21 protein-coding genes are annotated in these 25,587 nt (G+C 58.2%); 3 read left to right on the plus strand and 18 right to left on the minus strand.

Features of this window, described 5'->3' with window-relative positions; all coding sequences use genetic code 11:
- Positions 1–7: 7 nt before the first annotated feature.
- From AC3WLX_RS34370 to AC3WLX_RS34415, 10 genes are all read right to left on the minus strand, one after another.
- Entirely contained in the window at positions 8–826 is an 819-nt protein-coding gene (locus AC3WLX_RS34370) for an ABC transporter ATP-binding protein (protein ID WP_029674699.1), read from the minus strand.
- Positions 827–834: 8 nt separating this feature from the next.
- Positions 835–1,908, minus strand: a complete 1,074-nt coding sequence (locus tag AC3WLX_RS34375; protein ID WP_024343102.1) for a branched-chain amino acid ABC transporter permease — start codon at positions 1,906–1,908, stop codon at positions 835–837.
- Between the two features lie 3 nt (positions 1,909–1,911).
- Positions 1,912–2,799 (minus strand): branched-chain amino acid ABC transporter permease, encoded by an 888-nt coding sequence (locus AC3WLX_RS34380; RefSeq protein WP_024343101.1) that lies wholly within the window; start codon positions 2,797–2,799, stop codon positions 1,912–1,914.
- Entirely contained in the window at positions 2,799–4,724 is a 1,926-nt protein-coding gene (locus AC3WLX_RS34385) for an AMP-dependent synthetase/ligase (protein WP_024343100.1), read from the minus strand. Before AC3WLX_RS34385 ends, AC3WLX_RS34380 begins: the two co-directional genes overlap by 1 nt.
- Complete coding sequence (locus AC3WLX_RS34390; protein WP_028139151.1) at positions 4,714–5,508, minus strand: ABC transporter ATP-binding protein; 795 nt, start codon at positions 5,506–5,508, stop codon at positions 4,714–4,716. Before AC3WLX_RS34390 ends, AC3WLX_RS34385 begins: the two co-directional genes overlap by 11 nt.
- A 52-nt stretch (positions 5,509–5,560) precedes the next feature.
- Positions 5,561–6,424: an SDR family oxidoreductase gene (locus tag AC3WLX_RS34395; protein WP_024343098.1), complete on the minus strand. Its 864-nt coding sequence runs from the start codon at positions 6,422–6,424 to the stop codon at positions 5,561–5,563.
- A gap of 362 nt (positions 6,425–6,786) precedes the next feature.
- The gene (locus tag AC3WLX_RS34400; RefSeq protein ID WP_024343097.1) at positions 6,787–7,956 is read right to left on the minus strand and encodes an acyl-CoA dehydrogenase family protein; all 1,170 of its coding nucleotides are present in this window, start codon (positions 7,954–7,956) and stop codon (positions 6,787–6,789) included.
- Positions 7,953–9,980, minus strand: coding sequence for an acetyl/propionyl/methylcrotonyl-CoA carboxylase subunit alpha (locus tag AC3WLX_RS34405; RefSeq protein ID WP_028139152.1), 2,028 nt, complete (start codon positions 9,978–9,980; stop codon positions 7,953–7,955). Before AC3WLX_RS34405 ends, AC3WLX_RS34400 begins: the two co-directional genes overlap by 4 nt.
- Entirely contained in the window at positions 9,965–10,762 is a 798-nt protein-coding gene (locus AC3WLX_RS34410; protein WP_024343095.1) for a crotonase/enoyl-CoA hydratase family protein, read from the minus strand. The genes AC3WLX_RS34405 and AC3WLX_RS34410 overlap by 16 nt, the downstream gene beginning before the upstream one ends.
- A gap of 12 nt (positions 10,763–10,774) precedes the next feature.
- Positions 10,775–12,373 (minus strand): acyl-CoA carboxylase subunit beta, encoded by a 1,599-nt coding sequence (locus tag AC3WLX_RS34415; RefSeq protein WP_024343094.1) that lies wholly within the window; start codon positions 12,371–12,373, stop codon positions 10,775–10,777.
- Between the two features lie 190 nt (positions 12,374–12,563).
- Here AC3WLX_RS34415 and AC3WLX_RS34420 point away from each other — a divergent pair, with 190 nt between their 5' ends.
- The 3 genes from AC3WLX_RS34420 to AC3WLX_RS34430 all read left to right on the plus strand — a co-directional run bounded on the left by AC3WLX_RS34420 (position 12,564) and on the right by AC3WLX_RS34430 (position 14,477).
- Positions 12,564–13,394 (plus strand): SDR family NAD(P)-dependent oxidoreductase, encoded by an 831-nt coding sequence (locus AC3WLX_RS34420; protein WP_024343093.1) that lies wholly within the window; start codon positions 12,564–12,566, stop codon positions 13,392–13,394.
- A gap of 199 nt (positions 13,395–13,593) precedes the next feature.
- Positions 13,594–14,079, plus strand: a complete 486-nt coding sequence (locus tag AC3WLX_RS34425) for a PaaI family thioesterase (protein ID WP_024343092.1) — start codon at positions 13,594–13,596, stop codon at positions 14,077–14,079.
- A complete protein-coding gene (locus AC3WLX_RS34430; protein ID WP_024343091.1) occupies positions 14,076–14,477 on the plus strand; it encodes a PaaI family thioesterase in 402 nt (133 codons plus the stop codon). The genes AC3WLX_RS34425 and AC3WLX_RS34430 overlap by 4 nt, the downstream gene beginning before the upstream one ends.
- A gap of 142 nt (positions 14,478–14,619) precedes the next feature.
- On the opposite strand, the gene AC3WLX_RS34435 is transcribed toward AC3WLX_RS34430, so the two are convergent.
- The 8 genes from AC3WLX_RS34435 to AC3WLX_RS34470 form a co-directional block, all read right to left on the minus strand.
- Positions 14,620–16,173 (minus strand): class I adenylate-forming enzyme family protein, encoded by a 1,554-nt coding sequence (locus tag AC3WLX_RS34435; protein ID WP_024343090.1) that lies wholly within the window; start codon positions 16,171–16,173, stop codon positions 14,620–14,622.
- Between the two features lie 190 nt (positions 16,174–16,363).
- Complete coding sequence (locus tag AC3WLX_RS34440; protein ID WP_024343089.1) at positions 16,364–17,320, minus strand: hydroxymethylglutaryl-CoA lyase; 957 nt, start codon at positions 17,318–17,320, stop codon at positions 16,364–16,366.
- A complete protein-coding gene (locus tag AC3WLX_RS34445) occupies positions 17,317–19,332 on the minus strand; it encodes an acetyl/propionyl/methylcrotonyl-CoA carboxylase subunit alpha (RefSeq protein ID WP_024343088.1) in 2,016 nt (671 codons plus the stop codon). The genes AC3WLX_RS34440 and AC3WLX_RS34445 overlap by 4 nt, the downstream gene beginning before the upstream one ends.
- 12 nt (positions 19,333–19,344) lie before the next feature.
- Positions 19,345–20,952, minus strand: a complete 1,608-nt coding sequence (locus tag AC3WLX_RS34450; protein ID WP_024343087.1) for an acyl-CoA carboxylase subunit beta — start codon at positions 20,950–20,952, stop codon at positions 19,345–19,347.
- Positions 20,949–22,340, minus strand: coding sequence for a phenylacetate--CoA ligase family protein (locus AC3WLX_RS34455; RefSeq protein WP_024343086.1), 1,392 nt, complete (start codon positions 22,338–22,340; stop codon positions 20,949–20,951). The genes AC3WLX_RS34450 and AC3WLX_RS34455 overlap by 4 nt, the downstream gene beginning before the upstream one ends.
- A gap of 29 nt (positions 22,341–22,369) precedes the next feature.
- Complete coding sequence (locus tag AC3WLX_RS34460) at positions 22,370–23,560, minus strand: acyl-CoA dehydrogenase family protein (protein ID WP_245265977.1); 1,191 nt, start codon at positions 23,558–23,560, stop codon at positions 22,370–22,372.
- Positions 23,550–24,329: an enoyl-CoA hydratase/isomerase family protein gene (locus AC3WLX_RS34465; protein WP_024343084.1), complete on the minus strand. Its 780-nt coding sequence runs from the start codon at positions 24,327–24,329 to the stop codon at positions 23,550–23,552. The genes AC3WLX_RS34460 and AC3WLX_RS34465 overlap by 11 nt, the downstream gene beginning before the upstream one ends.
- Positions 24,326–25,507, minus strand: a complete 1,182-nt coding sequence (locus AC3WLX_RS34470) for an acyl-CoA dehydrogenase family protein (RefSeq protein ID WP_024343083.1) — start codon at positions 25,505–25,507, stop codon at positions 24,326–24,328. Before AC3WLX_RS34470 ends, AC3WLX_RS34465 begins: the two co-directional genes overlap by 4 nt.
- Positions 25,508–25,587: the final 80 nt, after the last annotated feature.

The following is a 25,587-nucleotide window of genomic DNA, read 5'->3' on the forward strand; positions in this document are numbered from 1 at the left end:
GTTCTGATCAGCTGAGCCAGCGCTTGCGTCTGCGATAGTGCTTGATGTCGTGGAAACTCTTGGCTTGACTGCCCCCGAGGTAAAACTCCTGAATATCGGAGTTTGCTTTCAGCCTCTCTGCCGTGTCGTGCATGACGACACGTCCATTCTCGATCAGATAGCCACGCGAGACGATATCGAGAGCTGCGAGCGCATTTTGCTCGACAAGCAGGACGGATAGGCCATGATCGCGATTGATCCGTTTGATGATCTCGAAAATCTCGGCGACCAGAAACGGAGCCAGACCCAGACTTGGCTCGTCCAGCATGAGCAAGCGCGGCTGCGTCATTAAGGCCCGTCCGATTGCGAGCATCTGCTGTTCACCGCCCGAAAGATATCCGGCAAGCGAAGATTTTCGCTCAGCTAGACGCGGAAAGTAGTCGTAAATGCGCGCCTTCTCCGATGCGACCCGCGTTCTCGACAATGACATCGGAGCGGCAGCCTCGAGGTTCTCATCTGGCGTAAGATGCTCGAAAACTCGGCGCCCCTCGATCACGTGGCAAATCCCCAGTCCGACACGCTGCTGAGGCGGATTGTCGCCGATCACTCTACCGTCAAAGCGGATCTCGCCCCGGCTTACCTTTCCGCGTTCTGCGCTCAGAAGGCCGCTTATGGCTTTCAATGTGGTACTCTTCCCAGCTCCATTGGATCCGAGGAGCGCGACCATTCCGCCGTAGGGCACCTCAATCGACACGCCCTTGATGGCGAGCATGACCGAATTGTAAAGCACCTCCACGCTGTTCATCGACAGGATTGGGCCATCTTGTTGAATGTCGTTTGGTTTCATGCCGATTTCTATTTCTTGAACTGGTCGAAGGGCCAGACCAGGAAATAGTCCCTGATATTCGCATAAAGCTTCCCGAGTCCCAAAGGCTCAACCAGCAGGAAAATGATGATCAAAGCGCCGTAGACGGTGGTAGGGATATGAGCAAGGGTTTCATTTCCGAGTGGAAGCCCAAGGAAAGACGTCAAATTCGCAATTATCTCATTGGCGATTCCCGGCATGAGGAGGATCAATGCCACTCCAAAATACGTACCGATGATGCTGCCGAGCCCGCCGACGATGATCATGGCAAGCACCTGAATTGAAACATTGACCGAGAATTGCTCGGGCGCAGCAAGGAAAAAGAACGTAGCAACAAGCAGGGCGCCACCAATCCCACCGATGAACGAGCACATCGAAAACGCGATTAGCTTGTAGTAGAAGCTGTTCACGCCGAGAATTGCAGCCGCATAATCCTTCTCGCGCACGGCAACCAGGGCACGTCCCAAGGCGGTTCGCTGCAGGTTCATCATGAAAACGGTCACCAACGCGCACCATCCCAGCGCCACGTAGTATAACCCTCTGCCTGAAGCGATTTCCTGCCCAAGAAGCGCAAAACGAGGGGATTGAAGCGAGGCATGTGAGCCGCCAGATATCGCTGGTGAGTGATTCAGTACCCAATCCATGACGAACTGCATCGCAAGTGTCACGATCGCGAGATAAAGCCCTTTCACCCGCAGGGCCGCGAACGCAAACAGGCTTCCTATCAGGGATGCGGCGAGGCCGCCGATCAGAAGAGCAAATTCCCAGGGTATGCCGAACCTGGCTGCGTGGACGGCCGCATAGGCGCCCACCGCCATCGTCGCAGCGTATCCCAGATGCAGCTGCCCCGCCCAGCCTGTCGCCAAATTGAGACCGAGCGCCAGCGCCGTCCAGATCAGCCAAGGCTGAACGTAGCTGTTTAGATACAACGAACTCAACAGGAACGGCGCAGCGATAGCAGCGACGGTAAGGACGATAAGCAGGTTCCGGTCCGTTGGCACCGGAAATAGCTTGCTGTCCGATACATAGCTCTGATGACGAACGCCCGCGAGAGGATAAAACATGCGTCATACTCTTTCGATGTCATGGCGTCCGAAGAGTCCGTGTGGACGCAACATGACGGTGAAGATCAGCACGGCAGCGACGATTAGGTCACGACTACCTCCTCCAACCACCAAATCGAGGTAGGAGGCGCCCACGTTCTCGATGACCCCAAGGACAATTCCGGCGAGGATCGCACCAACTATGCTGTCAAGCCCACCCAGGACGGCGACAGTCAGTCCTTTTAACAGGAGTTGCGAAAGCGATTGGTCGACGCCCTGGATCTCTCCCCAAATCACGGCTGACGCAACGGCGACCACCGAAGCCATACCCCATGACAACGCTACGCCGTGTTCAACGGAGATTCCGATCGACCAAGAAGCGACGTAGTCGTCCGAGATTGCGCGTAACCGGATTCCACGGCGCGTTCGGAAGAACAGGAGGAATGCTACAAAAAGTGCGATCGCGACGCAGGCCCCGGCCAGATTGATGCGGCTCAGCAGCAACGGTCCAAGAAACAAAGGATCGTAGCTGACGCCGAGCTCCATCGAACGGGAGGTACCGCCCCACACTGCCAAAGTCGAACCTCGTATGAAGATGTCGAGGCCGAGCGTCATCATCAGGATCATGACAATCGGACGCCCCGCCATTCGCCGCAACGTCACCTTCTCCACACCAAAGCCGGCCAAAAACATGATGATCGTTGTCACAGCGATTCCCAGCCACAATGGGAAACCCAACTGCCGGGACAAGGCCAGCACCACGTATGCGGCCAGCATCGTCAATGCGCCTTGGGCAAGATTGGGAACGGACGATGATTTGTAGATCAACACTAGTCCAAGTGCGAAAAGCGAATAGAGCAGTCCGGTCAATGCGCCATTTACAGCTAACTCGCTGACATATGCGATGTCCATTAGACCTCCCGAATTACCAGCGTGCGCTCAACCAACCCGACCTCACCGCTCTCGTACGTCACCGCAGCTTTGACGTGGATTTCTTTCGATCCATCATAAAGTGCGTCGATAACCGATGCGTATCGTTCTTCAACAACAGAGCGGCGAAGCTTGCGGGTGCGTGTTATCTCTCCATCGTCCGGGTCGAATTCCTTGTGAAGGCTGACGAACCGATGCAGCTTCAGTGATTCTGGAAGCGCTTTATTGACCCGATGAAACGCGTCGCCAAGTAGTCCGGCAATTTCGTTCCGTTGCGACAGGTCAGCGTAGGAGACATAGGGCACCGCGTTGGTCTCTGCCCAATGCCCGGCGGCCTCCAGATCGATACAAACAATAGCCGTTAGTTCGTCCCGACCGGCTCCGAAAACGGCTGCGTCTTTTATGTATGGGCTGAACTTCAGCCGATTCTCGATGTAGTTGGGGACGTAACGCTCACCTTCCTTGGTATGGACGACCTCTGACACACGCCCCAGCACGACAAGGTGACCATCGTCTTCCAAATATCCGGCATCGCCGGTGTGCAGCCAACCGTCCTTGAGCGTTTCCGCGGTTGCCAGGGGATTGTTGTAGTACCCCCGAAACACGCTTTCTGCCTTCAGCAGTATTTCACCCCCGTCCGTGACCTTGACCTGAACGCCGGGAAGCGGTCGCCCTACGGTGTGTAGCTTGACCTCATCGGGCATCTGGATAGCGTTGAAGGCCGCATTCTCGGTCTGGCCATAGAGCTGCCGCAACTTGATCCCCAGCGCGCGGTAGAAAACAAAGGTGTCCTCCCCAATGGCCTCGCCGCCCGTGAACGCGCTTTTTAGTCTGCTAAGACCGTAGAGGTCTTTTATCGGTCCGAAGACGATGCGTTCGCCGAGCAACCGGCCCAGCCATTCCAGATGGCTACCCTCTTGACCGTCGAGCTTTCGCCTTTCCGAAGCAATCGCTCTGTCCGTGAAAAAGTGGTAGAGCCATTTCTTTAACGGAGTGGAGTTTTCGATTCCGACCTGAATAGAGGTCAGCAAATTGTCCCAGCTGCGCGGGGCAGCAAGATAAAGGCTGGGCGCAATCTCGCGCATGTCACGCAAGACCGTCTCCTGCCTTTCCGGTACATTGACGGTGAAACGAAAAGCGATTCCGGCAGCCACGGTCAGGGCAAAATCTCCGACCCATGCCATCGGCAAGTAAGCGAGAACCTCTTCACCATAATTGAATGCCCCGCCAGAATATGCATTGCGAACTGCGGCGATGACATTTCTGTGGCTGAGCACGACCCCCTTTGGTTTACCGGTCGTGCCTGACGAATGCAGGAATATTGCCGGATCATCCGGCGCCGCGCGATTGACGATGCGGTCCCGCAGTTGCGGATCGGCCTTAAGGTTCGTCTCGCCTTTATCGTTAAGTTCCTCCCACGACAGGAGCCCCGACGCGTCATAGGTATTAAGGCCTCTCTTATCCTCGTAGACGATATATTCGATCGTACTGCCGGCCTCCCGCAAATCGAGAAATTTGTCGACCTGCTCCTGGTCTTCGGCGAGCGCCGCCACAACCTTCACTTCACCGACGAAGTGGCGCAATTCGTCCAGCGTCGTCCCAGGGTAGGCTGGCATCGCGTATGCTCCCAGCATCGACGATGCAATCACGCCCGCGTAAAGGCGCGCGCGATTATCGCCAAGAATCATGACTGCATTGCCCGGTCGAACTCCGAGAGCGTCAAGGCCCGCAGCGCAAACCAGCACCTCATTGAAATATTCTGACCACGTCATCTCCTTCCAGATGCCGCGATCTTTTTCCCGCATCGCGATTTTGTTGCCATGCTGGGCGGCATTGTGGACTAGTAGGCGCGGCAGGGTATCGTCTGCAGCGCATGTAGGCATGCTCATCACTTTTTCATGCCGCATGACCGACACCAATATAGGCTTCAATGACCCGCTGATCCTTGACAACCTCCCTGGGCTTGCCCGTTGCGATCATTTCTCCGTAGTTCAATGCCAGCACGCGATCACATATGCCGGTAATCACATCCATACTGTGTTCGATCAACAAAACGCTCACGCCGCGTTCCGCGCGCGCATCGAGAATGAACCTTGCCATATACTCCTTCTCCTCCTGGTTCATTCCAGCCATCGGTTCATCGAGGATCAGAAGGCGCGGTTCCGCCACCAACGCGCGTGCAAGCTCGACACGCTTCTTCATTCCGATCGGAATGCCGTCGACGAGTTCGTGACGGACACTTTCGAGTTGCAAGAACTCGATCACTTCCTCCACGATTTCGCGGCTTCGCATTTCGTCGCGACGCGCCAACCACCAGTATAGCGCCGTACGAATGACGCCCGGGCGCATGTGAATATGTCGTCCAAGCAGAATATTGTCGAGCACACTCATGCCATTGAAGAGCGCCAGATTCTGAAACGTGCGGGCAACGCCTAAACTCGCCACCTTGTGAGGTGCTGTGCCAGTAATGTCCTTGCCGTCGAGTTTGATTGTTCCCTTGTTAGGCGGATAAAAGCCGGTTATGGCGTTTGTCAGCGTAGTTTTGCCGCTACCATTTGGGCCGACGAGCCCAAAGATTTCGCCGCGGTACACACTCAGATCGACACCGGTCACGGCAACAAGGCCGCCGAAGCGTCGTTCAATGCCAGTGCATTGCAGTACCGGTTCCGCTTGGTGAAACGATTTCGGCACACAATCTTCTGTCATACCAGCTCGCTTCGCATTCGCGGCCCGTTGAACCTGGTTAGCCTAATTTAAAATAGCCTGGACGCCCCGTCGGCCACGGATCACCCCACAGCTGCTGACCACCGTCGACCGTCAAGACTTCTCCAGTAATGAACTTGCCCGACGGCGCAGCCAGGTAAATTACAGCTTCGGCAATATCCCACTCGTCTCCAGACCGGCGCATGGGATTTGATTCCTCGAAGGTGGCCGCGCCTTCCGGCGAATAGTTGCCGAATCCGCTGCTTTCACAGCATCCGGGCGCGACGCAATTGACCCTGATTTTGTACGGCGCCCATTCCACGGCCACCGATTTGGACAGATAGATCACGCCGGCGCGCGCCGCGCAGGAATGCGCGATGCCTGGCAGGCCGCGCCAGATGTCGGCGACGATGTTTACGATGGTTCCGGGCTGTCCTGTCGCAACCCATCTCTTCGCTGTCGTCTGCATCATCCACCATGTGCCATTGAGGTTGGTGTCGACCACTGCGTTCCAGCCCTTAACTGAGTAGTCGAGTGCCGGCTGTGGGAACTGCCCTCCAGCATTGTTAACGAGAACATCCAGCCGGCCAAATCGCTCGCCTACTGCGCTGATAAAATTTGCTACCTGCTCTGGATCGCGGATGCTCAATTGACCGCTGAGGACATCGCCGCCGAATCCGCGCAAATAATCCGCAGCGCTATTCAGTTTTTCTTCATTGCGGCCGCAAATCGCCAATGATGCACCAAGCCGCGCGAAGAGCGAAGCGATTGCCCGACCCAAGCCGCTGCCAGCACCGGAAACGACGACGGCTTTTCCTTTGAAAAGATCAGGCCTGAAAACCGTCGCGCAATTGCGCAACTTGGATTCCGATAACCCGAACTGCGCTCGCGGTGAACTGTCCATTTCCTCCCTCCCCCCGATCTGTTGTTGTCGGGCTCGATCACATCTAACATGTGTTAGAAAACACCGCAAGGTGCTTCAGGGGAGGCGCTTTCGCTCTTAGCCAAAAAAAGGAACGAGCCTTTCGGGTTCAACACGCAGTCTATTGTGTCCGGCCGTGATCCGATGACCTTCACTGACGCTGCATGCCGCGCCCGGTCGCGCCGAAGGAACGACGATCGCTCCATCGGCATGTCGTTGGTCCGCATCTCGGCTGCAACGACCGCTTTCCTGAATCTGTTCAATTGGCACAATCGCCGCAATCTATACAGCCGCCAAATACTTCACGCGAGCATTCTCAGATGTCGCAGGTGTAGGCCAAACGACTACATTCGTTTGGCGACCTCTTCTAGCATGACCTCGCTGGCGCCGCCGCCAATGGCCTGAACTCGGGCATCGCGCGACATCCGCTCCACCGCCATCTCACGCATGTACCCCATGCCTCCGTGAAACTGAACACAGTCGTAGAGAACCCGGTTCACCAACTCACCGGAGTAGGCCTTGACCATCGAGACTTCACGCACACAGTCGCGGCCCTCGCAGTCGAGACGAGCAGCGTGATAAACGAGTTGACGCCCCGCTTCGACCCGGGTCTGGCAAACCGCCAGGCGTTGGCGCACAGTCTGCTTGTCCCACAATGCGCCGCCGAATGCTTTGCGTTGCTTGACGTAAGCAACGGTCAGGTTCAGTGCGGTCTGCGCTTCGGCCACTGCTAGTGCACCCAGCACAATCCGCTCATTCTGGAAATTCTTCATCACCGAGTAGAAGCCGCGATTGATTTCGCCCAGCACGTTTTCGGCAGGCACGCGAACATTCTCGAAAATCAGCTCGGCGGTGTCCGAACACAGCCATCCCGTTTTCTTCAACGCTCGGCTTACCGAAAAGCCGGGCGCACCTTTCTCGACGGCGAACATCGTGATCCCGCGGGAGCCCTTCGCTCCCGGATCGGTCTTGGCGGCGACAAAATACAAGTCGGCGTGCACGCCGTTGGTAATGAACATCTTGGTGCCGTTCAGCACCCAATCAGAACCGCTTTTCACAGCGCGCGTACGCATACCGGCGACGTCCGATCCCGCGCCCGGCTCAGTGACGGCCACTGCCGTGATCTTCTCACCGCTGGTGATGGCGGGCATCCAACGCGCCTTCTGCTCCGGCGTCCCGGCGTTTTCCAGATGCGGCGATGCCATATCGGTATGGACCAAAACCGTCGCCGAGAATCCGCCAAAGGTGGAGCGGCCCAGCTCCTCGGCCAGCATCACACTCGCCATCGTGTCGAGCCCGGCACCGGCATATTCGGGATCATAGCGCATTCCCAGGACGCCGAGCCCGCCCATTCTGCGTAGGACGTCGCGAGGTACTAAGCCTTGCTCCTCCCACGCGTGTGCCACCGGAATAACTTCGGTGTCGATGAACCGCCGCAATTGAGCGCGGATCATCTCCAACTCTTCGTTGAAGGGGAACGCGGTCGCCTCGGTTAGGACTTGACGGGTATTCATGTGTCTTCCTTTCGCTCCATTCGGACGAGCGGGGCGCCACCAGCAACGGTGTCGCCGGTCACGCAATAGATCTCCTTCACGTTGCCGCTCAAGGGGGCGACCAGGCTTTGCAGTAACTTCATTGCCTCCAGCACCACCAATGTCTGACCTCGTTCGACAAAGTCGCCCTGCCTGACGCTGAGCTCGACGATCGTGCCGGGCATCGGCGCATTCAGAGTATCCTCGTCAGCTGAACCCGCACCAGCGCCGTGGCCATGAAGATCCTCGAGCGTGAGGAAATGGACCTGCATCATGCCATCACGGCCCGAAAGATGGACACGCCAGCTCCCGTCGGTACGTTCCAAGTGCGCGATGCGGGCAAATGGCCGCCCGGCAACGCGCCCCATCAATCGTCCATCGCGGAGTGAGATGTCTTCAACCGAGACCGGTGTCATCTTTGCTCCGCGAACCTCCAGCCGCAAATCCTGCCCGACCGCCAAAAGCTCTTCCAGCTCGTCCCCTGCTTGCCAATAGCGCGCCGCACCAGGCCGTCCCGCCCGGTCGGTCACACGCCAGGCACCCAGCGTATGCCACGGGTCGGCATTCACGCTCTTGGAAAGATGCTGATGCAGCGCCAACGCAGCTAGCGCTCGACTTTCATTGTCTGCCTCTGGCGCCTTCCAGCCGCCGGGAAAAAGCTGTTCGAGCGCTGCGGTGTGGTGGCGCAGCGAGGCGAAATCTGGATGAGTGAGCAGCGCGCGCTGATAGGCGATATTCATGCCGACGCCCCCGACGGCGAATTTGTCGAGCGCAGCAACGGCCTGGCGGATTGCACCTTCACGATCGCCTGCCTTCGCAATCAGCTTAGCGAGCATCGAATCGTAGTGATGGCTCACAACGCTGCCCATCTCGACCCCTGAGTCGAGCCGAAGGTCTGGACCCTTGGGGGGTGCCCAGAGGGTGATCGTGCCAGTTTCGGGGCGAAAGCGTTCGGCGGGATTCTCAGCTGCAAGGCGAATCTCGATGGCATGACCCGCGCAGCCAATGTCCTTCTGGGTGAAGGCCAATTCCTCGCCGCGCGCGACTCGCAGTTGCCATTCCACGAGATCGATGCCGGTGATCGCCTCGGTTACGGGATGTTCAACCTGAAGGCGCGTATTCATTTCGAGGAAATAGAATTCCCGACGTTCAGAGTCGTAGAGATATTCCACCGTGCCAGCCGAGCTGTAGCCGATGGTGCGGGCGAGGCTGACGGCGGCCCCGAGCATTTTCTCGCGCAGCGGCGCCGGCAGGCCGGGAGCTGGCGCCTCTTCGATCAGCTTCTGGTGGTTGCGTTGGAGCGAGCAATCGCGGTCCCACAGGTGCACAATATGACCATAGCTGTCGCCCAAGATCTGCACTTCGACATGGCGTGCGCGTGGAGCGTAGCGTTCAAGAAACACGGTTGCATCGCCAAAGCCGGCAAGCGCTTCGGCTTTGGCGGCGCGGATCGCCTCACTTGCCGTCTTGAGTTCCATAACAAGCCGCATCCCCCGCCCACCGCCGCCGGCGCTGGCTTTGACGAGGAATGGCACGCCGAGGCTCTCGGCTTCCGCGAGCAGCCGCGCTTCGGACTGATCCGCCCCGCGATAGCCGGGCAGAACGGGCACCCCCGCCGCCTCAGCGGCCGCCTTGGCCTCGATCTTCGAACCCATCCGCGCGATCGCCTCGACAGAGGGGCCGATGAAGACGAGCCCCGCCTCCGCCACGCGGCGAGCGAATTGGGCGCTTTCCGACAAGAAGCCATAGCCAGGATGCACCGCGCCCGCGCCCGCAGCGCGCGCGGCCTCCAAGATCGCATCGATGTTCAGGTAGCTCCGCGAAGGTGCCGGCGGGCCGACGCAGATAGCGTGATTGGCCTCGGTTACGAAGGGGGCGTCGCGGTCAGACTCGGAATAAGTGGCGACACTTTCAAGCCCGAGTTTCGCGCAGGCGCGCTGAATGCGCCGTGCGATCTCGCCTCGATTGGCGATGAGGACGCGCGTGAAGCTCATTTCACGCGCCATGAGGGCGTGCCCTTGCTCAAGAAGCAGTTGATGCCTTCAACTCCCTCTTCGGTCTCCCAGGCGTCGGCCAACCGGTCGGCGGTATAGATCATGTTGGCGTGGAGATCGTGCCGGGCGACATAGGCGATGAGCCGCTTGGTTTCGGCCACTGCCCCCGGAGCGGCCTGTAGATGGGCATTGACGACGCGCTCGACTGCCTTGTCTAGCGCCTCGGCTGCCACGACCTCGGTCAAAAGCCCGAGCCGCTCGGCACGCGCACTATCGAATAACGCTCCCGACAGCATGGTCTCGCGTGCGGCAGCCGCTCCGATCTTCGCCACCACATAGGGGGAGATATTGGAGGGCAGCAGGCCCATTCGTACCTCCGTAAGACCGAACTTCGAGCCTTCGATGCCGATCGTGTAGTCGCACACCGAGATCAGGCCAACGCCGCCACCGTAGGCCGGGCCGTTGACGCGCCCGATCAACGGCTTGCGCAGGGTGTCGAGGCTGCGTAGCAGATGAGCCAGCGATGCGCTCTGTGCCACCCGCTCAATGCGCGTCTTTTCCACGTTCGAGGCAAACCAGTTGAAGTCGCCTCCCGCGCAAAAGCTCTTGCCTGCACCGGTCAGCACCACGATGCGCACGGCTGGGTCGTCCGCCAGTATCTGAGCTGCCGCACCCAGGTCAGCAATCAGTTCGCCATTGATCGCATTGTGCTTCTCCGCACGACTGAGCGTCAGCGTCGCAACCCCGCGGGCATCCACGTCGACGATGACGGTGTTGTGTACGCCGAGCTTCATGGTTGCATTGTCTCACATTCTAAAGACGGGCGTATGGCGCCCGGCCTCGGGCACCGAGGTCACGATGGCCAGGCACAGCCCGAGGACGTCGCGCGTTTGACCCGGCTCAATCAGACCGTCGTCCCACAGCCGCGAGGTTGCATAGTAAGGATCGGATTGTTCCGCATATTGCGCGCGCACTGCGAGCTCGATCTTCTCCAGCTCCGCCTGCATCTGCCTCTCGTCGCCCCCCTTTTGACGACGCAACTCCATCATCACGCTTGCTGCGATGTCCGCTGACATGGTGGCAACTTCTGCCGTCGGCCATGCAAACAGGAAGCGCGGCGCAAATCCGCGGCCGCACATTCCATAGTTACCCGCCCCATAGGAGCCGCCAACGATCATCGAAAGTTTGGGCACTTTGGCCACCGACATGGCATAAACCAGCTTGGCGCTATTCTTGGCGATGCCGCCGCGCTCGGCCTCCGTGCCGACCATGAAGCCTGTGACATTGTGCAGGAAGATAAGGGGCAGATTTCTCTGATCGCACATTGAGACGAACTGTGCACCCTTGAGCGAAGAGTCCGACAGAAGCGCGCCGTTGTTACCCAAGATGCCGACCTGATAGCCGTGAATACGTGCAGTGCCACAGACCAGCGTTGCCCCCCAATCGGGTTTGAATTCGTGGAACTCACCGGCATCGATGATACGCAACAGGAGCTCGCGCACGTCATAGGGCTCCTTACGGTCGCCGCTCACGACACCCAGAAGCTCCTCGGGATCATAAAGCGGACGGCGCGGTGGAGCTGTGGGCGCGGTTGGGCGTGTCAGCCCCAGACTAGCGACGATATCGCGCATGAGTGCGAGCGCGTGATGCTCGTTTTCGGCTAGATGATCGCTCACGCCCGAGACGCGGGTATGCATCTCGGCCCCCCCGAGGGTCTCGCCATCGACTTCCTCGCCGATCGCCACCTTGACAATCGAAGGGCCACCCAGATGAATGCGGGCATTGCCGCGCACCATGATGACCTCGTCAGAGAGCGCGGGAATATAAGCTCCACCAGCGGTGCAGCCGCCAAACACTGCCGATATCTGCGGCAGCCCCGAAGCCGACATGTTGCATTGCCGATAGAAGGCGTTGCCGAAATCGCGCCCCCCAGGAAACACTCGGTCCTGCTCGGGCAAATAGGCACCGCCGCAGTCAACGAGATAGAGACAAGGCAGCCGATTTTGGTCAGCGATCTCCTGTGCGCGAATGTGTTTCTGCACCGTCTCGTGATAGAATGATCCGCCTTTGACCGTAGCGTCGTTGGCGATCAGCATGCAGTGCAGGCCGTGGATGATTCCAATGCCAGTGACGATGCCCGCACCCGGTACCTCGCCGCCATACTGCCCCCATGCCGCCAAGCTCGAAAGCTCCAGAAATGCCGAGCCGGGATCGACCAGGACGTCGATGCGCTCGCGCACCAGCAACTTGCCACGAGCGCGGTGCCGCTCAACAATTTCAACCCGTCCACCACCTGTGGCCTCGGCCATTCGGTCGCGCAGAAGCGCTACGCGCGCCTTTTGTGTAGCGCGGTTGCGAATAAATCGTTCAGAGGCGATGTTGAGTGATGAAGAAAGGCTCCTCATTCGTTCTTCTCAGACTGTTTACCGGTGCTACTGTAGCGGATGCGTCCAGAGCAATTGCCGTTTTCTAACATCCGTTTGATTTTTGTCAACGTCTTCGGTAAGCTGCATCTGGGGAGAGTGCACGTGTGCAAGAAATGGCAATCTGACCATCATCGGCGAGTCGTTCTGGGAATAATATTGGAAAGCGGAGATGAAGAGAGAAATCGGAAGTCGCTTCGCCCCTAGTTTAATGCTCGGTCAGGTTGCACTTGTCACCGGAAGCGGCTCTGGCATGGGCCGCGCTACCGCGCTTGAAATGGCATTCTGCGGTGCAAAGCTCGTGCTTTTCGCCCGCCGCGAGGATCCGCTGCAGCAAACCGCCGAGATGATTCGTGCCCAGGGCGGCGAAGCATTGGTAATCTCAGGCGACATCCGAGATGAAGCAAGTGTTACTGCTGCGATGCGCCGGATTAAAGAGAATTACGGGCAGCTGGATGTCCTGGTCAACAACGCTGGTGGGCAATATGTTGCCGCCGCACGCGATATCACCAACAAGGGTTTTGAGGCCGTAGTGCGTAACAATCTAGTTGGATCATGGCAGATGACGCGCGCTGTCGCCGATCATTTCATGTTCGAACATGGCGGCTCCATCGTATTCGTGACGGCGGTCAGCCGCACCGCGTTGACCGGCTTTGCTCATACCGCCGCTGCACGCGCCGGCGTGACCGGACTGATGAAGACCCTCGCCGCCGAGTGGGCAAAATACGGCATTCGGCTAAATTGCGTAGCACCCGGCACTGTAAAGACGGAGGCGCTCGGTCGCTATCCGATCCCACCACAGAAATGGAATGAGTTTAACCGCTCGCCCGAGGATGTCGCTGGCGCGATTGTCTTTCTTGCGTCGAAGTTAGGTAACTTCATCACCGGCGAAGATTGGTACGTAGACGGCGGCGAAACCCTTCACCTAGCACACGATGCCCGTGACATGATCAACACCGAAATGTTTGCCAACCGTCAACGCGGAGATCGCCGACATGGCTGATTTCGTAACCGTTCCGCATCCGGAGTATTGCTTGCGCACCCTCGCATTTTGACGGCGCTCGAGCGGCCTACAGAGGAAAGCACTGAAATGGGTTGCTGTTGTCAAGACAACGCCGCTTCCCCTCGAAGAGTCAAAATCTCCATGAACTGAAAGAAACCGCGCTTATTTTTTTCAATAGTCATCAGCTAAGGTCGCACCGATGCTCCTCAAAGAACAGCAACGCTTTGAGCAAATCAGCACTCTCTGGATCACGAGAGCCAAGGGTTTCATTACCCACATGAACTTGCGGATTGAGGGGCACGGGCCTGACGGCGTAACCGTCCGGATGCCGTTCAATCCCGCTTTTTGTATCGACGAGCCACCAACTCTTCTCCATGGCGGAGTGCTGACTGCGCTGCTGGACAGTGTATTCGGGCTGGTCAATTTCATCGCGATCGACGACATCAGCACGATGGCCACGCTTGATCTGCGCGTGGATTATCTTCGACCGGCACAATCCCGCGCCGACGTGTTGGTCCGCGCCAAATGCTATCACCAGACCCGCCATATTGCCTTCAATTCCGGCGTTATCTGGTTCGATGATGACAAGGGCGACGAAGTCGCACGTGGCTGTGCTACCTTCGCTCTCACACGAGGCGAGAGAAATCTTTTCGATATCCAAACAACACCGCGGAAACCAGAATGACGCCCGAGGAAACGAACACGCTACTGATGAAGAGGCCCTTCTTCAGGTTCCTCGGCTTTACCATCGTGAACATTGAGGAGGGACACGTCGCTGCCCAAATGCCCTTTTCCGAAAGCTATATAGGTAATCCTGTCATGAACTACTATCATGGCGGCATCATTGCCAGTGTTATGGAGGCGGTGGCATCCGTCGCAGTTTGGCAAGATCTCAGGAATCGAAGTCTGAAGCCAATCAACCTTACGGTTGACTACCTGCGGCCCGCCATCGCAGAGCCGTTGAATGTGCGGGCGACGGTCTTACGAAAAGGGCGTCGGATGGCAAGCGTCGAAGCCGTGAGTTGGCAGGCGGAGCCGGAGATTTCTGTCGCCAAAGGGCTATTTCATTTTCTGCTCGCTTGAGAGCGCGATCGCTTATCGCCCGACAATAACGCAGGTGACAGACCTTGGCACTAACCGGCCTGCAAAGAACAAATACATTATCAAGTACGATACAAAGGCCTCGTAGTTCCGCCGAAAGCCTAGATCGTCATAGCAGTTCCGATCAGTCAGCGTTACGTGTTCGGCTGCCAGAAGCTTGATCCTTCAGCCGATCTTCGAGAACGTGACGCTGGACTTTGCCGCTGGTCGAACGCGGAAAATCATCGAACGCAATGAACCGGATCTCCCTTGGCCGTTTGTATCCGGCGAGGCGTTCGCTGCAGAGCCGCAAGATTTCATCGGCGGATATGTTTGCCTCGTCACAAGCGACGAACGCTACGGGCCTTTCTCCCCATTTTGGATCACTAGCCTTGACTACCGCCGCTTCCAAAACTGCTGGATGAGCCAGTAACACTCGCTCGATCTCGGCTGGGTAAACGTTTTCACCTCCGCTCTTGATCATGTATTTTACCCGGTCAACGAAATCCACACGTCCATCAGGAAGCCGCCGAAATGTATCGCCCATATGGAACATACCGCCTCTGAAATCTACAGCATTGGTTTCCGGCGCATTCCAATAGCCCGAAAAAAGCGTGGGTCCTCGGACCACCATTTCACCCGGCTCGCCATCAGGTACGTCGTTGTCAAGCGGATCGACCAGCCTGATCTCGCAGAATGAAGAAATGCGTTTGGCGAGATCGGTCGGCGTCACTCCGACCTCTATTACAGAACCGCTTGCTGGCGGAAGACCGGTCTCCGTTGCGCCGAAGGAATTCAGATAGGGAGCGTCAAGCAGGCGGGTCAATTCCGAAATTTGATGCCGCGGTACGAGATCCGCCATGGCGCCACAGATTTTGATGCCTTTGATGGGTGTTGGTCGCGCTTTTCGCTCTTCGATGAATGCGTCGACCACACCCGGCATCATCACCAGCCAACCAATCTTGTGCTGAGACAACGCCATATTGATCGCTTCCGGCTGGAAGCCGTTTATGATGACGACCGTACCACCCCGCATGAGTGTCGCCAGCATATGGTCGGTCGATGCCATATGAAACATGGGCGCCCAAGCAACGAACGCGTCACGTGGGTCCAGCATTAATTCAGCCGAAAAAGCCATCGCACGCGCCACATGTGCGCGATGGCTGACAAGTGCGCCCTTGGGCAGCCCCGTGGTTCCTGAGGTGAAAAGAATGGTCAGCCCCTCCTCATCACTTTCAAGCAACGTGCCGAGCCGAGAATCGAGGGCGGCCGACGAGCTCATTCGGCTCAACTCAGGGCCGACTTGGATTGTCGGCAGTTCCGACACGGCTGCAAACGTCGCATGTAATTCCGGCTCGACGACAGCCATCACCGGTTCCACCAGTTCGATGCAATGCTTGAGTTCAGCCGGCGAAAGTCGCCAGTTCAAGCAAGCAACGATGGCCCCGATTGCAGCTGCAGCCAGCTGCAGTTCGACGTAATCAGGACGGTTATGCGAAAGGATCGCGATACGGTCGCCAGGATTGACACCTCGGCCGAGCAGCGCGGAAGCAATCGCGTCGACCCTCTTCAGAAGGTCACCGTATGAAACGGTTAGCCCCTCATACTCGATCGCGGCACTGGATGGCTGTTTTCGTGCACAGGTTCTGAACAGGCCATAGACGTTGGCCTGACCCGCAGCCAGGAGTATTTCCGGCATCAATTCCTCCCTCGGTCACTCTAACCAAGTCGCATTCCTGCCGTTGTGATAGATCGCTCTGCGATTTGGCCGCCCTTTTCGAATTCGAACGCTAACACCGCCGTCGACGTACGGTTTGCAGCATATCTAAAATTGAGTTGCCGCAGCACCAGTTCCGTCGAGCAACTTAGCCATCTCGGTTTTTCCTCAACTAAACTTTACGGTACTTATCGAGTCCGCCGGAATGCATCACACGGCCCATTAGTGGTGAACCAATTATCTTTTCGGCATAAACGGAAGCGGCAATGAGCTTATCGAGATCGACGCCAGTCGCAATGCCCAGTTCATGGCACAAAAAAACTGCATCTTCGGTGCAGACATTCCCGGCCGCGCGCGCATGGCCGTGACCAGCAAACGGGCATCCGCCCAGTCCTGCGACGGAGCTCTCAAACATGTCAACGCCCATAGAAAGCGCCGCATAGATGTTGGCTATGCCGAGGCCCCTGGTGTCGTGCAGGTGCATGCCGATGCGCGCATCCGGCTTGATTTCCCTTATCGCCCCGATCATGCGCTTAACTGCCTCAGGATTGCCCCACCCCATCGTGTCGGCGACAACAAGGATCGGTAGCGGAATATTTTCTTCTGCGCAGAGATCCAGCACGAAACGGAAATCGTCTAAGACCCGGTCCTGCGGGATCGGTCCTTCGAAGTTGCATCCGAATGCGGTCATCACATATGCCGTGTCGACAGTGTAGCCCTCCTGCTTGTAGAGGTTGACCCATTCGCGCTGCTTCTCGCGCATCTCCATCGAGGAAGCATCGTTGTTCTTTCGCGAGAATGTGTCGGATGGATAGAACAATAGCCGCGGATCGATATCGACTTGAGGCGCTGCGAGCGCCTTGCGAAAGCCCTTGTCGTTCAGCCAGAGCGACGTGTATCTTACGCCATGCACCCGCCTAATGCGCTTGAACAGCTCGGCTGTATCGGCCATTTGGGGCACCTTTTGGGTGTTGACGAAGCTACCTACCTGAATCCGCTTCAGCCCGGTTTCGCTGAGCATATCGATCAGTTCGACCCGTTCTTCGATCGGGTAGATCTTTTTTTCGATCTGAAACCCCTCGCGGGGTCCCTCTTCTCTAAACTCGACGAATTTTGGAAAATCGCTCATGAACTCTCACTTTCTAAGGGAGTTATCTCGACGATTGGCTGCCCTCGGTCCACCATTGCGCCTCGCGAGATGGATATATTTTTCGCCACTCCCGAAACCATCGCCTTTATCGAGATCTCAAGCTTCATGGACTCCAGGATCGCCACAACCTCGCCGGCCGCTACTGAGGCCCCCTCGTCGATCAATACCTTCACAATTGTGCCGGTTAGAGGAGACACGAGAATGCGGTCCGCAGTGCTATCTACTTCAGCGAAAGCCAGCGATGTCGACGCTTGGTACAGCAGACGGCCGCCAGGCGTGTCGATTTCGATCGAATTGCCTCGGACGCGCGCTTCGATGGTAATCGTTTCGTCCTCATGCGTGATCTGCAAGCGGCCGGATCGAAGCTCAGTTGCGTTCAGCGCCAAGGGCATGCTGTCGTCGCTGTAGACAACAAAGAGGTTGTCATTTCCCACCGGGCTGACGCGCAGCTCTTTGCCGGATGTTCCCGGATGCGCGAGGATCACACGCTGGCCTGCCTCCTCCAGAGCGCCGCCAAGGCCGAGCCGCCAACCGGTAAACCTATCACGGTTGCGCCAAGGGTTGGCATCGCTGTCGGCGCGGCCACGGGTGACGAACAGAACGGCGGCCACCGCCTGCCACAGCCGCCCATCCGAGCGCTGCGGAGCGGCGGTTAGTGCATCGATGCAACTGTCGATCCAGCGGGTATGCACCTGCATTCGCGCAAAATCGGCGTCTCGGGTGAGTGCAGCAAGAAAGGTACGGTTCGTCTCGACCCCGTCCACAACCACGTGATCCAACGCTTGAGCCAGGCGCGCCAGCGCCGCATCCCGATCGGAATGATGCACGATGAGCTTTGCAATCATCGGATCATAGAAAGGGCTAACACTGTCGCCTGCCTCAACGCCACTATCAATCCTAAGACCGTCGGGCAGCGAAATCGCCGTGATCCGCCCTGTTGAAGGAGAAAACTGCATCCGCGGATCCTCGGCGTAGAGCCGAGCCTCCACAGCATGCCCCGTGCAGGTGATCTGATCTTGGGTCAGGCCCAAGCCTGCGCCCTCTGCGATGCGCAGCTGCAGCGCCACGAGGTCCAATCCGGTGACCGCTTCGGTTACCGGATGCTCGACCTGGATTCGGGGATTGACCTCCAGAAAAAAGTACTCTTCGCCTAGCACAAGAAACTCGACAGTGCCTAGCCCACGATAGTTCAGCGCCTCCGCAAGCCGGACCGCATCCTGGGCGATATGATCGAGAAGTGGCCGCGGGAGACCCCAGGCGGGAGCTTCCTCGATCACCTTCTGATGGCGGCGCTGTAGCGTGCAGTCGCGTTCGAAGAGGTGCACCACGTGGCCTGTGCCATCACCGGCGATTTGTATTTCGACATGGCGCGCCGCAGGCAGGAAGCGCTCGAGCAAAAGTCCCTCGGAGCCGAAAGCGGATTTCGCCTCGCGCTGCGCGCTCTCGATGTCGGCCTTCAGCGTAGCCTCATTGTCGATCAGCCTCTGACCGCGCCCACCGCCGCCCCCAACGGCCTTCAAAAGAGCCGGAAGCCCAACTTCTCGTACCGCCCGTGCGATTTGATCGGGGTCGGACATGACACCATGGCCTCCGGGAATGACCGGCACGCCGGCGGCTGTCGCGGCCTTTTTAGCACTGGCCTTGTCGCCGAACCGCTGTAGTGTCTCGGCGGTAGGGCCGACGAAGATCATACCGGCGGCCTCCACCGCACGAGCGAAGTCCGGATTTTCCGCGAGGAAGCCATAGCCGGGATGGATTGCGTCCGCTCCGGCTTGCCGAGCGGCCGCTATCACCGCGTCGATCCGCAGATAACTTTCGACAGCGGGTCCGCCTCCGATCCTGAGCGACCGACCGACTTCGCGCACATGCAACGCCTCGGCGTCAGCGTCAGAATGGACGCCGATCGGAACGATTCCGAGCGAGCGAGCCGTGCGTGCGATCCGGCATGCGATTTCGCCGCGGTTGGCAATGAGAAGAGACTTAATACGCATGGTGTCGCACACCTAAAACCGAAAAACGCCGAAGTGACTGTCGACCTTCGGACGTCGGGAAGCTACATCCAGAAGCAGCGCCAGCACATCGCGCGTTTCAGCGGGTTCGATAACGCCGTCGATCCAAAGATTCGAAGCGAAATTGTACGCGTCTTGAAATGACTCGTACTCCCGGCGAATTGGAGCTTTAAAGACCTCTTCCTCTTCGGCCGTCCAAATTTTACCTTCGCGGTCATTGATCTGGGCACGCACTTGGGCCAGCACGCTCGCTGCCTGCTCTGGCCCCATGATAGCCGCGCGTCCGTTCGGCCAGGCAAACATGGCGTCCGGCTGAAACGGTCGGCCCAACATCGCGAGGTAGCCCGCGCCGTAGGAGCCGCCGGTAATCACCGTAAACTTCGGCACGCGGGCCGACGACATAGCAGTGATCATCTTGGCGCCAGCCTTAGCGATGCCCGCCTGTTCCACTTCGCGACCGACCATGAACCCATTAACGTCGACGAGAAAGACCAGCGGAATGTCGCGTTGCACGCATAGATTTATAAAATGAGCCGCTTTCAGAGCTGCATCGACGAAAAGCACTCCGTTGTTGGCCAGGATGCCGACCTCATGGCCGTGAATGCGAGCCCAACCAGTTATTAATGTGTCGCCATACAGCGGCTTGAACTCGTGCAATTCGCTGCCATCGACCAGCCGCGCGACGATTTCGCGATTATCCGTCGGTACCTTGGCGTCACGACTGACGATGCCGTAAATTTCATCAACCGGATAAACGGGAGGCTTCGGAACGATGGGGATTTTCCGAGGACTGGTCTTTTCGCCCAGATGTGCCACGATTTGCCGAGTAATCGCCAGCGCATGGGCGTCATTCTCGGCCAAGTGGTCGGTCACGCCGGAGATCGCGCAATGCATCTTCCCGCCGCCCAAAGTCTCGGCGTCGACCTTCTCGCCAGTCGCGGCAAACGTTAATTCGGGCCCGCCAAGATACATAAATCCTTGCCCGCGCACGATCACGACCTCATCGCATAATGCCGGGATATAGGCACCACCCGCGGTACATGGTCCCATCACAACAGCAATCTGCGGTATGCCATCGCCCGACATGCCCACTTGGTTGTGGAAGATGGAGCCGAACTGGCCTTCGTCGGGAAAAATATTTGCTTGTTCGGGCAGAAAAGCCCCACCACTGTCGACCAGTGTGATCACTGGCAGCCGGTTGGTCCAAGCGACGCGCTGGGCGCGAACGTGTTTCTTGCTCGTCATCCCGAAATAAGTGCCGCCCTTTACGGTGGCGTCGTTTGCAATAATCATGCAATGCCGGCCCTCGATCATGCCGATGCCGGTAATGATGCCAGCGCCAGGGGGCACGCCTTCATATTTATTCAAGCCCGCAAGTTCACCCAGTTCCAAAAAGGGGGTGCCTGAATCAATCAGCCGTTCGACGCGATCACGCGGCAGGACCTTGCCCTTCTCCTCGTGTCGCTCCCGTGCCTTCAGCGGGCCGCCGGCACGTTGCTCCAGCCGCAGTTCGTGCAGCCTTTTGATTCTCGCGCGATAGTGCGTCTCATTGGCCCGGAAATTCTCCGAACCCTTATCGAGAAGTGATTTAAGGATTGTCATGACAGATCGGGGTATTTGCGAAGAGTGAGCGCAACCTTCGCCGCGCCGGGTTTCTCGAATGTGTCGGGCTTCACAATGCGGACGTCGGCCTTGAATACCAGCGCATCGCGAAGACGCGTCTCGATCTTGTTTCTTAGTTCGTCGTCCCTGTTGGGCGGACGGTGGGGTCCGCGTTCGACAATGATTTTGAGTGCCGACTGCGTCGTATGCCCCTCGAAATCGGCAACAACGCGGACAACCCCGTTGGTCTCGGGCATCATTTCGTTGATGATGCTGTGGATGGCTGAGGGGAAGACGTTGGCACCGCGGACAATCAGCATATCGTCGGCGCGACCGATACAACGGATCTTTGGCCCTGTTCGCCCGCACGAGCAGCTGGTGGCCAGGACGTCAATGTAGTCGCCGGAGCGGAAGCGCAGCAGCGGGCTCGCCTGACGGCCTATCGCCGTATAGACCATCTCACCCCGGGCCCCGTCCTGGAACGGGATAATCTTGCCAGTTTCGGGGTCGAGCAGCTCGGTAATAATGTAGTCCATACTGACCATGTGCATGCCCGACTGTTCGTCGCACTCGGCCCAATAGGTCACACCGAGGTCCGTGCCACCAAGTAACTCGGTGCATTTTGCGCCCCACAGCTCCTCAATGCGGCGGCGGACGGTGGGGATGCCACCGCCCGGCTCGCCACCCACGATGACCCGCTCGACGCCAAGCTGCGATGCGGGAATGCCAAGGATCTCAGGCGCTTTCTCACCCAAGTGCAGAACAAAGTTTGGCGCACCGACCACGCAGCGCGGGCGGATGTCGGCACAAGCTCGGATGAGACGGTCGGCACCGCCATCGGCACCAATCGGGATGTCGATGGCGCCCAAGTATTGCAAACCTTGCATGACCGGGATGCCGCCAACAAAGCCTTTGGCCAGCGAGAAGGCATGCAGCACCATGTCGCCGGGCCGCACCCCGGTTGCGAAAAAACAGCGTGCCGACATTTCATGCCACATTGCGGCGTCGGATTCGGTCAGAGCCACGTAAGATGGGCTGCCTGTAGTGCCGGAGGACGCCTGCATCTGAATTATATCTTCGGGCTTGGCCGCGAGGTGGAGGCCGAAAGGCTTGCGAGCGGCAAGACTGTCGCGGATCTCCGCTTTGAACGTGTAGGGCAGCTTCTGCAGATCATCGATAGTGCGCACGTCGTCGAACCTCGCACCGGCCGCGCCCAGCTTCTTCTGATAGAATTCCGAGTTGGCCTGCAAGTAGGCCATCTGCGCGATCAGCTTCTCTTCTTGAATGCGTCGGACTTCGCTGAGCGGCGTTGTTTCGATCGCATGCCAGCAGCGCGCGCTTGACTTTTCGTGAGCGTCCGCTCTTCGGAAACGCATCCCGAGATTCATTGCTTAACCTCCTTGCCGATCCGCAGCTCTCAGTAAGAGCGTGGCAGGCCCATGATCTTTTCGCCGATGAAACTCAGACAAAGCTCGCGGTTCACTGGGGCCGTGCGCAGCAAGCGCATCAGTGGATATAGCTCGTAAATGCCGGTATCTTCGGTAAACCCCGATCCGCCATGAGCCTGGAGCGCCGCATCCACCGCCTCGATGCCAGCCTCCGCCGCAGCATATTTGGCCATATTGGACGAGGCGCCAGCGGGTAGGCTGTTGTCGAATTCCCAAGCGGCGCGGCGGGTCATGAGGCTCGCCATTTCGACTGCGGTGTGGGCCTTGGCCATCGGATGTTGGACACCCTGATGCGCACCGATCGGCTGGCCGAAAACGTTGCGCTGCGACGCATAGGCGACGCCTTTATTTAGCGCGAATCGGCCAATTCCGCAGCATAGAGCAGCCAGGATGATGCGCTCGGGGTTAAGCGAGTCGAAAAGAATCGAAAAGCCTTCGTCCACTTGGCCTACAACATCTTCGGGACCAAGATCAACCTCGTCGAAAAATAGCGTCCATTGTTCTTCGGGTAGTGGAATCGAAATCTTCACCCGTTGTTTGTCGACGCCTTTCTTTTTCAGATCGACCGCAAAAAGCGTGAAGCCATCGGTCTTGCGCTTGACCTCTTCGTGCGGCTTGGTACGGGCTACTACCAAGCAGTAGTCCGCGACATCAGCGCCGGTAATAAAGGTCTTTTCGCCCGATAATGAAAAGCGGTTACCTCTTTGCCTTGCCAATGTTCGAGCCTTGATCGTGTTCGAACCAGCTCCGGGCTCTGTGATCGCAAAACAGAACTGGATTTCGCCACGACAAGCCCGCGGCAGGAGCTCCTTTTTCTGGAACTCGCTTCCATGGTTCGCAATATGCGCCAAGGACATGGTCGGCCCGACGACCATCATCAGAAGCGGAATACCGTGATTGGCCGTCCCCTCCATGAACAAAGCCATCTCAGTCATGCCGAGGCCGGCCCCGCCAAACTCTTGAGGCACCATAAGCCCCAGAAATCCATCATCGGCGATCTTAGAGAACATCTCTCGCGGAAAAACATGCCGACGCGCATGATCGAGCCAATAGGCGTTGTCGAAACGCTGTGCCAACTGGGCGCCGTATTCGTAGATCTGGCGCTGCTCATCGTTCAAGTTGAAATCCATATTGAACTCCGACGCGATGTTATTGTTCAAATCTCGGCTCGCGGCGATTGGCGAAGGCATCCAGCCCTTCGGCCACCTCCGCTCCCGGCAGGTGGCGCAATGCAGCGTCGCGCTCAAGACGCATGCTTTGGTCGAGCGTCAGTTCCAGACCCTCGCGACCCAGCCGTTTCATCTCAGCCATGCCCTGCCGCGAGCGCGTGCCGATCTTCTGGCAGTAAGCCAAGGCCGCGCTGTGGAGTTGATCATCGGCCACGACATAGTTTACGAGTCCAGCCTCCTTGGCCTCGTCCGCCTTCAACCAACGCGCAGAGAACATCAGATCGAGCGCTCGGCGCAGTCCCATAAGACGGACCAACCGCTGACTGCCGCCCCAACCCGGAATGAGACCGAACTGCGCATGCTGATCACCAAATTGCGCGGTCTCCGCCGCGAAGCAGACGTCGCACGACAGCATCAATTCGATGCCCCCCGCCAGGCACAGCCCCTGGACCGCCACGACCACCGGCAGGGGACTCTGCTCGAGCCGGCGCAGCACGCTCATGCCGAAGCCAATGAAGTGGTCGAGCGCCGCCGGATCGTCCATCTTGCCCTTGACTTCGACGAGGTCAGCACCGGTGCAGAAGTGTTTGCCCTGTGAGCAGATCAGAATGGCCCGAACAGAACGGTCAGCCTCGAATTTCACGCGAGCCGCGTCTATGAGTTCGTGCACCTCGAGCGAGAGACAGTTGAACTTCTCCGGCCGGCTCAGCTCGATGATCCCGGTGCTGCCTTCACTTCGGATATTGACCGGGACGCTCATTTCGCCGCCCCCTTCGCTCTCTTGTCATATTGGAGCGCCACACGCCCAACCCTCTCGCGCGCGATGACGAGCTTCTGGATTTGCGCCGTACCGTCGCCGATTTGGAGCCCGAGCACGTCGTTGTAACGCTGGTGGTGTGGTAGATCCGTCGTGTAGCCGTAATGTCCGTGCAAAATCAGGCACTGCTGCATAATCTCGCAAGCCGTCTTAGGCACATACCATTTACACATGGCCGCCTCGGCCGTATGCGGCATGTTGCGATCGCGGAGATCGAGGGTGTAATAACAAAGCTGGCGCATCATCGTTAGTTGCGTCTCGGCCTCCGCGAGCGGGAAGGTGACGCCCTGATATTGGGCCAAGGGCGCGCCGAACGCCTCGCGTTCCTGGACATAGGCCCAGGTCTCGTCGACAGAGGCCTGCGCCGGACCGAGGCACTCCAGCCCGATCAGCGCGCGGCTATAGTCGAAGCCCGCCATGATGGTCCCGAAGGCTCGGTCCTGTTCGCCCATCAAGCATTCAGCCGGCACATGGACATCATCGAAGAAAACCGAGCCACGGCCGACCGGCTTGGTGCCTATATCGTCGAAGTGAGTCCGCTTGATCCCCCTTTCCGTCAAGTTGACAAAGAAAGCGCTGACGCCACGCGACCCGCCTTTTGGATCGCCGGTGCGGGCGAAGACAACTGCAGCGTCTGCCTGCGCAGCAAAGCTCATGGAGGTCTTTTCGCCATTCAGCCGCCAGCCATTACCTGACTTCTCGGCGCGCAGCTGAAGATTTGCCGCGTCCGAACCGCCGCGCGGCTCGGTGAGGCCAAGTCCGATCACCGCGTCCCCTGCAATCACTCGCGGCACCCAATCGCGGGCGATGTCCTCCGAGGCGTGTTTTGCGACCATGCCGCCCATGAGCGATCCCAGGAGTTGCACGTAGCTGACGTTGAAATCGGCATAGGCGATCTGTTCGGTGATCAACCCGGCCGTGACGGAGCTTTCACCCATTCCGCCAAACTTCTCAGGAAGATCCGACGCAATCAAACCGAGCGAGCCCATTTCACGGATCAGTCCCCGATCGAGGACATGGCCTTTGGCGCGCTTTTGATAGCCATCTGCCAATCTTTCGCGTGCAAAGCGCCGTGCGACCTCCCGAAAGGCGAGCTGATCTTCGGTCGGCTGAAAGGGCATTGAATGATCCTCCCGCGGAGCGTCTTAAATCGACTTTCCAAGAAACCTAACAAACGTTAGAATAACCGGCAAGTGCCAAA

The sequence above is a fragment of the Bradyrhizobium sp. FW305-F6 genome (assembly GCF_058782905.1).